Below are 13,537 nucleotides of genomic sequence, written 5' to 3'. Positions count from 1 at the left end.
CACCACTCCTTGTCATTCACACTTCTCCTCCAAAATATATGAGGCGTAAGAAAAAAAGATTCAATTGGAATCGGATGAAAGGTGCTTTTGAATACGCAAAGCTAATCGCAAGCGCAATGTTGCGTCAGGATCTTTTAGGCTGATCTGGAGCAGTTCTTCACATTTCTCCAGTCGATATATCACGGTGTTGCGATGAACAGATAAACGTTTGGCTGTTTCTGAAATATGGCAATGTGTTTCGACATAAACAGATAAGGTGTGGAGAAGGTTTGGATCGACTTGTGATTGTTCATATAATGGGTGGAGATACCGCTCATAGAATGTTGTTAAATCTTTTGGTGGGATGAGCTTCAGTAAATCTGACACATCTTTTGCTTGATAGAACTGAATATATTCAGCTCGTAATGAGAGCTGGCCTGATTGCAGAGCATGGGCAGCTTCACTGAATCCTTTTGGCAGATCGGTGATGAGATAACCGCTTAAGCTTACACCAAAGGAAATAGTGGCATTCACATGCTGTTTAATAAGGATCTGCATTTGTCTTAAAAAAGAGCAGATCGATTTGTTCATTGCCTGCCAGCCGCCAGTCTCTTCTATAAGGAAGATGCCGATATCTCCTTTGACAAAAAGAAAGGAGGGAAATGGATAGTGCGAAAGGGTGCTTTCAAGTAAAGCAAACACATCATCTACAAGGGTTTGCTGCTTAAGGAAACAAGTGAAATGACTGCTCTGATCAAGTTGACAGACGATACATAAATAGGGAATCGTTGTGTTTAATCCAAACATGCGTGCCAGGCGGGTGACATCTTGCTCTGAGGAAATCGTCCCCTCCATCCATTTGCGAAACCATTCATTTTTTGCTCGCTCTGTGGATTGCTTGATGGCATGTTGTTTGATGCGCAAAATGGACATGGCATGTACAGCTTGTTCAATTATCAAATGCAGCCCCATGTCGTCTTGAGGATGAATGAAGGCGGGAACGACTAAATAATCATAAGCTTGTTCGTTTATATAGATAGGGAAAACAGAAACGCTTTCTTTTGAATGAACCATAGAAAAATAATGCTGCTGCGTACTGTGAAACAAGCGGAGCATTTGTATCCAATCTGGATTTGTCATACCTTGGGGTGAGGTGAAAAGAATACGTCCATACTGATTGATCATATAGACAGGCTGATGAATTCTTTGGGCCACTTTTTGCAATGCTTCAACATGATGATCGACAATGTTCATATCCACTCATTCTCCTTTTTTTAGAGCTGAAGCCTTTGGTGAAGATGAATAAAAAAATGGACAATCGCTGTCAAAGTCTCTGATATCAATTTTATGTTATCAGCTCCATTCAATTTAGATAGAAAGTTGTGATGTAATATCACAAAAAAGATGGCAGGGCAAAATCACGTCACATCAGTCATCTTCATTCAGAAAAATGGGTAAATATGATATGTTGTAGACATAAGAATTTCTTTCAGAAAGATGGGTATCCCAAGAAACAAAGACTTTCAATGGGAAAATCCGTTTAGACAAGCAAGTGGCAAGAGGTGAGATAGATGATTTATATCGGATTAACTGGCTGGGGCGATCATGACAGTCTGTACCCGCCGAGAATCGGCAGCTCTCAAAAGCTGTTTCACTACGCATCAACGTTTCCCATTGTGGAACTGGATGCAAGCTTTTATGCTGTTCAGCCTGAGCGGAACCATGAAAAATGGATAAAAGATACGCCAGACGCCTTTCAATTTGTTGTGAAAGCATATCAAGGTATGACCGGGCATCAAAGAGGCGAGATCCCGTTTGCTTCAAAGGAAGAAATGTTTGACGCCTTTATTCTTTCACTGACTCCTCTCATTCGAGCAGGGAAACTGGCGATGGTTCTGTTTCAATTTCCACCATGGTTTGATTGCAAAAAGGAGCACGTCCACTATTTAAGATGGTGTAAGGAGAAGATGGGGGACATTCCTTGTGCACTCGAATTCCGAAACCGAACTTGGTTTTCAGACGAGTTTTATGAACAAACCTTATCTTTTATGGAGAAAGAAGGGTGGATTCATTCCGTCTGTGATGAACCGCAAGTCGGAGAAGGGTCTATACCGCCAGTCATAAAAGCCACACACCGTGACAAAACATTGGTCCGTTTCCACGGAAGAAATAAACAAGGCTGGCTTCACCCGGCAGATCATGAGAACTGGCGTGAAGTTCGTTACTTATATTTATATAATGAAGCTGAACTAAAGGAATGGAAAAAGAACATCGACATTCTGCATCAACAATCGAAAGATGTATATGTCGTATTTAATAATAACTCAGGCGGAGATGCGGCAGCGAATGGCCAGCAAATGATTGATTTGCTGGATTTGACGTATTCAAGCTTATCGCCGAAGCAGTTAGATTTATTTAGTTAAATGAGAGCTGTGGCTTTCAATTTGAACGAGACGGTTCAGTGACAACTTGAGGGAGAGATCAACATGCTGCAGAAGCTATGGTTATATCATACAAACGACTTGCACAGCCACTTTGAAAACTGGCCAAAAATCGCAGCTTATATTGAAGAAAAGCGTCAAGTTCACGATCAGATGCTCTTATTTGATATTGGCGATCATATGGATCGAGTAAACCTTGTATCAGAAGCGGATTATGGAAAAGTGAATGTCAAACTTCTCAATCAGCTTGGCTATGATGGAGTCACAATTGGTAATAATGAAGGCATTACGTTGCCTCATGAGCAGCTCGACCAATTGTACAAAGACGCGCAATTCCCGGTGATTTTATCTAATTTATTTGAAAAAGGCAAAAGACCATCGTGGGCAAAGCCTTATGAAGTGATCACGTTGAAAAATGGACTGAAGATCGCCGTCTTAGGGGTGACCATTGCGTATACACCTGTCTATGAAAAGCTGGGCTGGGACATTACAGACCCATTTGAGAGCATACGGGAGATGCTACAAGAAGTGAAAGGACAAGCCGATGTCATTGTTCTTCTTTCCCATCTAGGCATCATCCATGATCGAGAGGTAGCCCATGACTTCCCAGAAATCGACATCATCTTAGGCTCACATACGCATCATCTTTTAGAACAGGGCGAGATGGATAATGGCGTTCTTCTTGCATGTGCTGAAAAGTATGGGCATTATATTGGCTGTGTCGAGCTGACCATTGACACAGCGAGTAGCGAGCTCATCGAGAAAAAAGCGACGGTGCAATCAGTGGATCAGCTGATCAGTGAATCCGATGAAGCGATCACGACTTTACAGAAAGCTGAAAGACGAGCGAAGTCACTCATGCAGGAAAAAGTGACATCCATTAAATCAAAGCTCGAAACAAAGTGGTTTGATGACTCCCAGCTTCCGCAACTTTTAACAGATGCCATTAAAGAATGGTGCGAGGCAGATATCGGCATGATGAATGCTGGGATGGTGCTTGATTCATTAGAGGCTGGCATCGTCACAAGAGAAGACATTCACCGGATATGCCCGCATCCCATTAATCCAATTCGGGTGACACTTACTGGGAAGCAATTGATCGAAACAGTGTCTCGTGGCTGTGAAGAAAAAATGGAACAGCTACGCATCAAAGGCTTTGGCTTTAGAGGCGAACTGATGGGGAAAATGCTATACAGCGGTTTGACTTATTCATTAGAAGAGGGCGAAGCCAAACGAGTAAAAGAGGTCTATGTAAACGGCGAGCTGATCCAAGAGGACGTGTCCTATACAGTTGGCACAGTGGATATGTATACACTTGGCTCTCTTTTTCCTCATATACGTGACCATGAACACATTGAATATTTTATGCCGGAATTTTTACGTGATGTCCTGAGCTGGCGATTGAAGGATGCAAAGTGAAATCCGCTCCAGCCTAACAACACTTGCCCTCCCTTCACATAGATTGTGTTGAAGGGAGTGAAGGGATATGGTGAATTTAACACCTATTACAATTGATGGCCATTCCTTTACAGCCGTCACCGTCAAACTGCCAAAGACCAATTTCATGGCAGTGACAAATGAGCATGGTTATATTATGTGCGGTGCACTTGATGTCGGGCTCCTAAATGAAAAGCTTGCAGATAGAGGAATCATCGCAGGAAGAGCAGTCGGTGTAAGAACCATCGAGCAATTGCTAGATGCACCTTTAGAATCTGTGACATATGCCGCTGAGTCGCTCGGCATTCATGCTGGCACAATTGGAAGAGATGCATTATTAAAAATGGTGAAATAAAATGAACAGATGATTCCTATCCCCCCGCCTGTCTGCATACACTTGTAATGGAGAAGGGGGGATTTTTTATTGAGATTGAACCGCCGTTATCGCCCCTATAAAAAGGGCCCTCTGCCATTTCGTTATGTCATGCTGCTTGCCATATTATTTTTTGTGCTCTCAACTGTCATTAGCCTATTCTTCATCAATCGTTCCATTAAACCAACGTTGATTCACATTGCTGAACTAGAAACAGAACGAATCGCCAATCATCTTATCCAATATTCTGTTCAGGATTTTGCAGATGATCAGGAGAATATGAAGGATATGGTTGTGATGAATACCAGTGAGAACGGAAAAGTGACAACTATCGACTTCAATGCGCAAGCAACATCGAAAGCAATGGCTGACCTGTCACGTCACCTTCAAAAAAATCTAGAGGACATTGAAAAGGGGAATTTTCAAAAAGAGGCAAAAGAAGCATTAAAGGATCAAACAGATGGACATGACGGCATTATATATAACATTCCGCTTGGGCAAGCGTCCGGAAATGCACTTATCGCCAACCTAGGACCAAAAGTGCCTGTACGATTCAGTGTCATTGGTGACCCGCATACGGACGTTGAAAAAAACATTAAGCCTTATGGCATCAACAATGCCTTGATTGATATTAGTGTGCTCATTGAGGTGAAGGTGAGAGTCATCATCCCATTCGCCTCAGAAACCATCGTCGTCAAAAACTCCGTGCCTGTCTCCATTCAAGCCGTTCAAGGAGATGTCCCAGATTATTATAATGGCAGCGGAACAAATTCAGGCGCTCCATCGATTGTTCTGCCAGAAAAAAAGGAGAAGAAAGAATAACAGCCCAATGGACGAATTGGGCTGTTTTTTTCATATGCTGTGATTGCATATAGTGTTTTTGTGATGCACGTTTTATTGTTACGAAACAGACAGTCTTGTCCTTGCATCATTTTCATCGGTGATATAGGTCACGTCTTCAAATCCACATTCAACTGCATTCTTGTATAGCCATTCGAGTGTTCCCTTATTTTTGCAATAGATCGTGACATAGGAGCAATCGGCCACTAAAAGAACAAGCTCGCATTGGCTTTCAATAAATTCTTCATAGGTCTTAATATGAGTCAATGTCCCTTTTGGATATGCTTGTAAATCGGCGAAAATCATATAATACGTCTTGTTTTCAATGAGGTGTTTGAGTTCTATACCGTCCATTTCTGTTTTACCTTCAGGAAAAAGTTCTTCATCTTTTTGGCCATCAACAGTATATTCGAGTCTTCGGTATCGATTCGCCAGCTGAATTTGGTGATGTCGATCGGTTTTAGCACTTCTCCAAGGAAGACTCCGTATTCATTTGGAATGGTAAAAGTCATTCCTCTTTTCAAAAAACAACCCCCTAACTCTTTGTGAAGTAATCTTTCATTGGCTGCCATGCTTAGACTTTTTTTCATGTGATCTGTTCATCTTATCCTAATTAACCACTTGATTCCATACGGATCACGTGCCATGATAAATGTTCATTGTTTTCCTTTTCTGAATAGTGGAAGCTATCCTGAAGACTGATTTTTCACGATCGTCTGTTATGAAAGTGAGAAGAGGATTTGATTGATATGAAGAAAATTCATGTAAGCGGGTTTTGTTTTTTAGTATTTGCCATTGTATTTAGTGCTAAGTATATGTCAGCATCGATATTATTAGCTGGGAGTGACAGTTTGAGTGTCGACTTATTTAGAGGGATGTTTGACATGATTCCACTTGAAGTAACAGTTGTGTATCTCCTTTTTTTCCTCATGGGTATTCTTTTTTTAGTTTTAGGATTGAAAGAGAAGCATAAGCAGTAACAGTAGACAAGTGATGACCGGGGAAATGTTGATACATATCAAAAGGAGAAGCAAGCGGTATCGCTAAACTTCTCCTTTTATTTATCGACGTTTCCGCTCGGCTCTTTCCCATGCCCTTAAATGAGGATAAGGATCAAACGACCATTCAGTTCGTCCATTGTCTTTATACATGCCGTAATGAAGGTGCGGCGGGAATTTTCCTGCTGTGCCAGGTGGACCGTAACCGGAGCTTCCGACTGATCCGATGACTTGACCAGGTTCTACAATCTGCCCAGCTTTGAGTCCTTTTGCAAAGCCATTTAAGTGGGCAAAATAATGATAATGATTGTGAATATCTCGAATGCCGATCCGCCAGCCGCCAAAGCGATTCCAGCCTTTCATTTCAATCACGCCGTACGATGTCGCACGAACAGGAAGACCGTAATGAGCAAAAAGATCAGTGCCCTCATGAATTCTTCTGCCTCCAAAGCCTCTCGCATCACCCCATGTACTCCTGTAGCTGTAGTCAGCGCCAACCGGAAGAGGAAATGCATGCTTTCCAAGGTCAAGATGGCCGTAATGCTTATAGAGCTTCATAAAAGATGAAATGATTCCAACGGTTTGATCGCGTCCGTAATAATCCCACAGCGCAATTTTTAATTGATCGATGCTGCTGCCGTAATGGAGCAAGTATTGAGCAAACGTGAACAGGACATCTTCATCGTTATCGATTTCCGCTTTTCCATCCCCATTACCATCAAGCCCAATACCGTCGAACACTTTAATGCTTAATGGAGAGGTATCCTGCTTATTGGGATTTTCTGGTCCCATCCACATTTCCCGGGGAATGTAGATGCCAATCACACCTGTTTGTTTTGGTAAATCTCTTCTGCTTTTGCGTATATTGTGTTCATACTGATCAACCGCAGCAAGTACATACCACGGGACCTGTGTGGTGATGGCGATCTTTTCATACAGTGCCATTCGCTGTTTTAATTCATCGGGCTGCTTGTTTGCCCCTTGTGCATGGACTGATGCGGGAATCATTGAAAGAGCGATGATGATCGCTAAAACCACCTTCACAAACGTCCATCTCCTTTCTTCGAACATACCTTCTACCGTTTAGTGTGGTTTGATCACGTTATTTCATAAGAAGAAAATGTTAGTAATTTTCTTCTGTTATTTTAGGAGGCTTTTGGGTATTTTTGCAGCTCATTCCCTTGTTGTTCAATCTGTACTATGTTAAAGTGTCTAAAGAAAAGGCCTTAGGCCGAAGATTCATTTTTTTGCGGCAACAGCTGCATCCATCGTATATAGCAGGAAGATGATTGTATATGCACCTTTAACGAATTCATATGGAGATGATGGAATTGGCAAAGAAGGAAGAGCACGTAAGAAAACCGGACTGGCTTAAAATTAAGCTGAATACGAATGAAAACTATACCGGTTTGAAAAAAATGATGCGGGAAAACAACCTGCATACCGTTTGTGAGGAAGCGAAATGTCCGAATATTCACGAATGCTGGGCAGTGAGAAGAACTGCTACATTTATGATCCTCGGATCTGTTTGTACGCGCGCATGCCGTTTCTGTGCGGTGAAAACCGGACTTCCTACTGAGTTAGACTTGCAAGAGCCAGAACGCGTGGCAGATTCAGTGGCTTTGATGAATTTAAAGCACGCTGTGATAACAGCGGTTGCAAGGGATGATCAAAAAGATGGCGGAGCAGGCGTATTTGCTGAAACTGTTCGTGCCATTAGAAGAAAAAGTCCATTCACAACAATTGAAGTTCTCCCTTCAGACATGGGTGGCAATTATGATAATTTGAAAACGTTAATGGATACACGCCCTGATATTTTAAATCACAATATTGAAACAGTTCGCAGGTTAACACCAAGAGTTCGTGCACGGGCTACATACGATCGTTCATTGGAATTCTTGCGTCGTGCAAAAGAAATGCAGCCTGACATTCCAACGAAATCAAGCATTATGATTGGACTTGGTGAAACGAAGGAAGAAATCATTGAAGTCATGGATGATCTTCTTGCCAATAACGTCGACATCATGGCAATTGGTCAGTATTTACAGCCTTCGAAAAAGCATTTGAAAGTGCAAAAATACTACCATCCAGATGAGTTTGCAGAGCTGAAGGAAATTGCCATGTCAAAAGGCTTTAGCCACTGTGAAGCTGGACCGCTTGTCCGTTCTTCTTATCATGCAGACGAACAAGTAAACGAAGCGTCTAAGAAGCGTCAGGCGCAAGCATAACAAAGAAAACGCCAGAGCTCTCTGGCGTTTTTTCTCGTATTAATTTTGGCCGTAAGGTGCGTTTCGTCTCATGGTCCGATCGGAATTCGTCATGCCATTGGCATCTTCTTTCGTTGAAATATCTCCGCCTTGAGGAGAGTATTTCATTTGTTGAATCGTTTTCGTTAAAATTTGATCAAAATCACGTGAGTTGGTTTGAAGACGTGAAAAATTGGCAATGGATTGAAAGTGCTCTGGGTTATCAGAGACGTACACATGATAATAACGAGGGAGAACAGAAACCGCTGTTTTTTTCACTTGATCGGCTGATTCATCTCGTTTTTTGTTGCCTGTTCGATACACAATGAGGGCATCCTCGTCTGTGACAAGTGTTGCTGCATCCTTTATATTTGGCAGCTGAATGGCTAAACTTGTAATCACGTGGGCAAGATGCTCACGATTTAAAGCAGGGGTTCTTTCCTTCTGATCGGTTACTTGCTGGCGCTGATAACGAACATAGCCTGCTCGATTCGTATCTGCTTCTGGCATGTTGGAATTATTTCCTTCATGACGATCAGACAGGCGAATTGTCTTACTGGAAGAATCTTCATCCACTTGCCGGTTCATGCCGGATTGAAAGCCGCACCCGCCTAAAAGCATGCATAGGAGAATAGTGGCTGTCAGTTGTTTCATCATAAATGTGACCTCCTTTTTTCTTTAGCTTCGGCTAAATCGGAAAAAACATGCTTTAGCAATTGATGGAGTTGTTCCAATGAATTATCATTAAAGGTGGATCGTTTAAAAAGAGGTGAGAAGATGATCGTCATTCAGAATGCTACCTTTGATCTTGTCAGAGAAATCAAAGACGGCTTTGATGAGGAAGCGTTTAAAGCAAGGTACTCAGATATTTTAAATAAGTATGATTATATTGTGGGGGATTGGGGCTATAACCAGCTTAGGCTGAAGGGGTTCTTTGATGACCAAAACCAAAAGGCCACATTCGATACAAAAATCAGTACACTCGATGAATACATTTATGAATACTGTAATTTTGGCTGTGCCTATTTTGTCTTAAAGCGGATTAGAAAATAACGCAAAGGGGAGCGTCATGATGTATTTCGTAGACAGAAAGAAGATTGAAGAGACATTACGTTTTTTTGAGGAGCAATATAATTTGATGCGCAGTCATCAAACATGGTCAAGCCCTTTAGAAAAAAAAGCGCTGGAACGAATTGTTCATTTGCTCGTCGAATGTATTCTTGATACAGGAAATGATATGATTGACGGCTTTATCATGCGGGACCCAGGAAGCTATGACGACATCATGGATATTCTTGTGGACGAAAAAGTTGTACCAACAGAAGAAGGCACTCACCTGAAAAAACTGGTCTCGTGCCGTAAAACACTTGTTCAGCAATACCAAGAAGTGGTTCATCACGATTTGTTGCAGGTCATCAGTGAGGTAGAACAGGCGCTGCAAGTCTTCCCGAATCGAATTCGCACTTACTTGGAGCAGGAGCTTGGACCAGTATCAGCGTTTAAATAAACCATTGGAGTTGTATGCAGCATGAAATACAAAGGCTATTTAATTGATTTAGACGGGACGATGTATAAAGGAACAGAAAAGATCGAAGAGGCGGGGCAATTTGTTCACAAGTTAAATGAGTTGAACATCCCTTATTTGTTTGTCACGAATAACTCTTCACGCACGCCGAAGCAAGTAGCAGAAAAACTGGTTTCATTCGATATTCCAGCAACGGAAGAACAAGTCTTTACAACCAGTATGGCGACGGCAAACTATATCGCAGAACAAAAGAAAGATGCCTCGGTGTATGTGATCGGAGAAGAAGGCATTCAGCAGGCCATCGAAGAAAAAGGACTGTCGTTTGGTCAAGAAGACGCTGATTTCGTTGTCGTTGGAATAGACCGCAGTATTACATATGAAAAACTAGCGGTAGGAGCCATTGCGATCCGTCAAGGTGCACAATTTGTTTCAACAAATGGAGATATTGCCATTCCGACAGAAAGAGGGCTGTTACCTGGAAATGGATCGTTAACATCTGTGCTGACGGTTACGACAACAGTGCAGCCAACATTTATCGGGAAGCCAGAGTCTATCATTATGGAACAGGCCATGCGGGTGCTCGGGACAGATGTGTCAGAGGCGCTCATGGTGGGCGATAACTATGATACCGATATTATGGCAGGGATGAATGCAGGGATGGATACACTGCTTGTCCATACAGGCGTCACGACAAAAGAGCTGCTTCAGAAATATGACAAACAGCCAACCTATGTCATTGATTCATTATCTGAGTGGATTGAACGATTATCTTAATGAAAAGAGGACAAGCGTCAGACGCACGTCCTCTTTTGTGTTTTATTCTGCATTTCTTGCACTATGTGCCAGTCTACTTGATGCTGCCGCAGCAATAGCACCGACAATGTCATCTAAAAAGGTGTGGCATTCGCCTGAGGATTTATCGTTGAGTTTCCCAAGAATCCCTGGTTTTTCTTTATCGATATATCCGTAATTCGTAAAGCCGATGGAGCCATAAATATTAACGATGGCAAAGGATAAAATTTCATCCACACCATATAGACTTTCATCTGTTTCAAGAATGGATTGCAGCGGTTCTGTCAGCTTTTTTTGCTCAGCGAGAACATCTAGTTCAACGCCTGTTAAGATGGCATTTTGGACTTCACGTTTTGCGATGACACGTTCCACATTGTGGATGCACTCTGTCATGTCTAAGCCAGGATGATATTTTTCCTGTAAAAAGAAGACAAGGTCTGCTATATCTTGAATGGTTACGCCTCGTTCTTGTAAACGGCGTCTTGCTGTTTTTTCTACTTCGTTCATCTCATGATGATGCGGCATGTTCCTCACCCAATCCTCGTAATTTGTCCACAACGTGTGAAATAGCTTCGGATAGTAAATAGTATTCATAAATCCCTCAACCTGCGACTACGATATGATAAGAGACTGATTTTATGAACGCAGGTGAAATCATGAAAGAAACCATTTATCACACATTTGGTATTGATGTGCGTCAATTTATGCCATATGGCAGTTATCAGAGCTTTCAAACGGCGAAAGCTCTCTTCATCATTGTTCCCGTGTCTCATTTGCGAGAAGAAGAACTCACAGAGCTTTATCATATCAGTCAGTATTTACTGAATGACGGTGACCCATACGTTGCCGTGTTTGAATTAACAAACGAAGAGAAACCGACTTTTACCCATGGAAAAGAACTGTACGCTCTATTAAAGGCAGCACCGCGGGTCACAAGCCGCTCATTTCAGCACGCATCAGAGCTGGCGGCCTTTCATGTCAGGGGGAGAGGGTTTCCTTATGAGGTGTCTGAAACAAAACGTGTCGGAGCTTGGAAGGAATTATGGGCAAAACGGTTAGACCAGCTGGAAGGCTTTTGGATGCAGCAAATGCATCAAAAACCACTTGAACGATTTGAAAAGAAATTTATTGAATCCTTTCCGTATTATCTCGGATTAACGGAAAATGCCATTCAATATTTAGTGGATACAGAGCTTGATGATGAACCGAAAGAATGTGATTCAGGTACTGTTTGTCATCAGCGCTTTTCACGTATGACCTGGCCACATGAGCAGCCGCTTCGTTTACCTGTAGATTGGGTATTTGATCATCCAACAAGGGACATCGCAGAATATTTAAGAGAAACCTTTGTCCAGCATAAGGAGGATTTAATTGAAGAGGGATTTTCCTTTTTGCAGCAATATGAGCAGGTTACGCCTCTTTCATCATTTTCAAAGCGTCTGCTGTACAGCCGTCTTCTGTTTCCGCTTCATTATTTTGAAATTGTCGAAGGTTATTATATGTCAGGAGAAAATGAAAAATCTTATTATGAAGAACGATTAGATTACGTTTTAAATGATGCGAACCGCTACGAATATTTTCTCAAGGTGTTTCAAGAATTGAGTGCTATGCGCAGCGGTGGGCATCTCATTCCTCCTGTTGGATGGATTCATCAATCCGCTGATTTGAAGTTTCAGTGAACAGACGAAACGTCTCTTTTCTCTTGAGGCGTTTTTCGTTATGCTTAAAGAAATCAATCAAAGGAGTGTTCTTCTTGACGAAACCTTATGTTTATATCACAAGAAAGCTTGATGAAACAACACTTACACCATTAAAAGAAGTCGCTCATATTGATATGTGGACGAGCGAGGATGAGCCGTGTCCAAGAGAAGAGTTAGAAAAACAAGCGGCTCAAGCAGATGGGCTGCTCACGATGCTGTCAGATCAAGTAGATGAGGCACTTTTATCAAATGCTCCAAATCTAAAAGTGGTCGCGAATCTCGCGGTCGGCTATGACAATATTGATCTAAAGGCAGCTAAAAAGCACGGGATCACGGTATGTCATACACCGGACGTCTTAACAGAATCGACGGCTGATTTAGCCTTTGCGCTTTTGATGGCGTCAGCAAGACGAATTGTCGAAGCGAGTGATTGGATTAAGGATGGGAACTGGACAGGCTGGGGGCCGCTTCTTCTAGCTGGTGCTGATGTTCATCATAAAACGTTAGGGATTGTCGGAATGGGCAGTATTGGAACCGCACTGGCCAAGCGGGCAAAAGGTTTTGATATGAATGTTCTGTATCATAATCGTTCAAGAAAGCCAGAAGCAGAAGCGCAACTAGGTGTGACCTATGCCGCATTTGATGAGCTGCTTACGCAGTCTGATTTCATCGTTTGTTTGACGCCTTTAACGCCTGAAACGAAAGAAATGTTTAATAAGAAAGCATTTGAGCAGATGAAGAACACGGCTTACTTCATCAACGTTTCCAGAGGGCTGACGGTAGATGAAGATGCTTTATATGATGCTGTCACGACAGGAAAAATTGCAGGAGCAGGTCTGGATGTATTTAGCAAGGAGCCAGTCAGCCCAGATCACCCGTTAACAACATTACCAAATGTGACAGTGCTTCCTCATATCGGAAGTGCAAGTGTTGAAACGAGAAAAAACATGATGCATTTATGTGCTGAAAATATTGCGCTTGTCCTGCAAGATCAGCAAGCCAAAACGCCAGTTCAGGCGTAATCTCAAGCTTCCCGGCTTCGGGAGCTTTTCTCACAAAAATATTTTGAAAATATAGAATCTTGATATAAATAGCTGTTAAGCGGTTTCATTCTCATATTCTCTTATTTTATTACCTTGTCAAAATGAGGATACCCCTTTATAATGTGTGTACATTGAATGTCTGTGTTAGGTTAACAAATGTCTT

Annotated in this window: 15 protein-coding genes and 1 pseudogene; 11 read left to right on the top strand and 5 right to left on the bottom strand. The window is 42.1% G+C overall.

Features of this window, described 5'->3' with window-relative positions:
• Positions 1 to 60 precede the first annotated feature (60 nt).
• Positions 61 to 1,233, bottom strand: coding sequence for a PucR family transcriptional regulator (locus tag M2369_RS04300; protein WP_259253414.1), 1,173 nt, complete (start codon positions 1,231 to 1,233; stop codon positions 61 to 63).
• 317 nt (positions 1,234 to 1,550) lie between these two features.
• Here M2369_RS04300 and M2369_RS04295 point away from each other — a divergent pair, with 317 nt between their 5' ends.
• The 4 genes from M2369_RS04295 (at position 1,551) to yunB (ending at position 5,052) form a co-directional block, all read left to right on the top strand.
• Positions 1,551 to 2,402 (top strand): DUF72 domain-containing protein, encoded by an 852-nt coding sequence (locus tag M2369_RS04295; protein ID WP_041091849.1) that lies wholly within the window; start codon positions 1,551 to 1,553, stop codon positions 2,400 to 2,402.
• 63 nt (positions 2,403 to 2,465) lie between these two features.
• Complete coding sequence (locus M2369_RS04290) at positions 2,466 to 3,839, top strand: bifunctional metallophosphatase/5'-nucleotidase (protein WP_073412640.1); 1,374 nt, start codon at positions 2,466 to 2,468, stop codon at positions 3,837 to 3,839.
• A 67-nt stretch (positions 3,840 to 3,906) separates the two neighbouring features.
• Positions 3,907 to 4,212 carry a YunC family protein gene (locus M2369_RS04285; RefSeq protein ID WP_007500404.1) on the top strand — a complete coding sequence of 102 codons (306 nt, stop codon included), beginning with the start codon at positions 3,907 to 3,909 and terminating at the stop codon, positions 4,210 to 4,212.
• A 69-nt stretch (positions 4,213 to 4,281) separates the two neighbouring features.
• Entirely contained in the window at positions 4,282 to 5,052 is a 771-nt protein-coding gene (gene yunB / locus M2369_RS04280; RefSeq protein ID WP_007500406.1) for a sporulation protein YunB, read from the top strand.
• A gap of 78 nt (positions 5,053 to 5,130) precedes the next feature.
• On the opposite strand, the pseudogene M2369_RS04275 reads toward yunB, so the two are convergent.
• Positions 5,131 to 5,594: pseudogene (locus M2369_RS04275) on the bottom strand (DUF2691 family protein).
• A 225-nt stretch (positions 5,595 to 5,819) separates the two neighbouring features.
• Between M2369_RS04275 and M2369_RS04270 the strand changes: the two are divergent.
• Positions 5,820 to 6,050 (top strand): hypothetical protein, encoded by a 231-nt coding sequence (locus M2369_RS04270; RefSeq protein WP_259253413.1) that lies wholly within the window; start codon positions 5,820 to 5,822, stop codon positions 6,048 to 6,050.
• A gap of 81 nt (positions 6,051 to 6,131) precedes the next feature.
• Here the strand turns inward: M2369_RS04270 and M2369_RS04265 are convergent, their stop codons facing one another.
• Positions 6,132 to 7,076 (bottom strand): M23 family metallopeptidase, encoded by a 945-nt coding sequence (locus M2369_RS04265; RefSeq protein WP_226650614.1) that lies wholly within the window; start codon positions 7,074 to 7,076, stop codon positions 6,132 to 6,134.
• 323 nt (positions 7,077 to 7,399) lie between these two features.
• Between M2369_RS04265 and lipA the strand changes: the two genes are divergently transcribed.
• Entirely contained in the window at positions 7,400 to 8,296 is an 897-nt protein-coding gene (gene lipA, locus M2369_RS04260; RefSeq protein ID WP_008360456.1) for a lipoyl synthase, read from the top strand.
• A gap of 39 nt (positions 8,297 to 8,335) precedes the next feature.
• On the opposite strand, the gene M2369_RS04255 is transcribed toward lipA, so the two are convergent.
• Positions 8,336 to 8,971 carry a YhcN/YlaJ family sporulation lipoprotein gene (locus M2369_RS04255; protein ID WP_259253412.1) on the bottom strand — a complete coding sequence of 212 codons (636 nt, stop codon included), beginning with the start codon at positions 8,969 to 8,971 and terminating at the stop codon, positions 8,336 to 8,338.
• Positions 8,972 to 9,091: 120 nt separating this feature from the next.
• On the opposite strand from M2369_RS04255, the gene M2369_RS04250 reads away from it, so the two are divergent.
• From M2369_RS04250 to M2369_RS04240, 3 genes are read left to right on the top strand one after another with little or no spacing between them, the layout of a single operon-like run.
• Positions 9,092 to 9,367, top strand: a complete 276-nt coding sequence (locus M2369_RS04250) for a YutD family protein (protein ID WP_008346837.1) — start codon at positions 9,092 to 9,094, stop codon at positions 9,365 to 9,367.
• A 19-nt stretch (positions 9,368 to 9,386) separates the two neighbouring features.
• Positions 9,387 to 9,821 carry a DUF86 domain-containing protein gene (locus tag M2369_RS04245; protein ID WP_017367989.1) on the top strand — a complete coding sequence of 145 codons (435 nt, stop codon included), beginning with the start codon at positions 9,387 to 9,389 and terminating at the stop codon, positions 9,819 to 9,821.
• A gap of 21 nt (positions 9,822 to 9,842) precedes the next feature.
• Positions 9,843 to 10,613, top strand: a complete 771-nt coding sequence (locus M2369_RS04240; RefSeq protein WP_259253411.1) for a TIGR01457 family HAD-type hydrolase — start codon at positions 9,843 to 9,845, stop codon at positions 10,611 to 10,613.
• A 42-nt stretch (positions 10,614 to 10,655) separates the two neighbouring features.
• Here the strand turns inward: M2369_RS04240 and M2369_RS04235 are convergent, their stop codons facing one another.
• The gene (locus tag M2369_RS04235; protein ID WP_024719755.1) at positions 10,656 to 11,156 is read right to left on the bottom strand and encodes a phosphatidylglycerophosphatase A family protein; all 501 of its coding nucleotides are present in this window, start codon (positions 11,154 to 11,156) and stop codon (positions 10,656 to 10,658) included.
• Between the two features lie 113 nt (positions 11,157 to 11,269).
• Here M2369_RS04235 and yutH point away from each other — a divergent pair, with 113 nt between their 5' ends.
• Entirely contained in the window at positions 11,270 to 12,310 is a 1,041-nt protein-coding gene (gene yutH, locus M2369_RS04230; protein ID WP_035389301.1) for a spore coat putative kinase YutH, read from the top strand.
• Positions 12,311 to 12,384: 74 nt separating this feature from the next.
• The gene (locus M2369_RS04225) at positions 12,385 to 13,353 is read left to right on the top strand and encodes a 2-hydroxyacid dehydrogenase (RefSeq protein ID WP_259253410.1); all 969 of its coding nucleotides are present in this window, start codon (positions 12,385 to 12,387) and stop codon (positions 13,351 to 13,353) included.
• Positions 13,354 to 13,537: the final 184 nt, after the last annotated feature.

It is taken from the genome of Bacillus sp. JUb11 (assembly GCF_024807925.1).
GTDB lineage: Bacteria > Bacillota > Bacilli > Bacillales > Bacillaceae > Bacillus > Bacillus altitudinis.
Note: the sequence above shows the minus strand (reverse complement) of the source record. Positions and strands in the feature narration are given on the sequence as shown.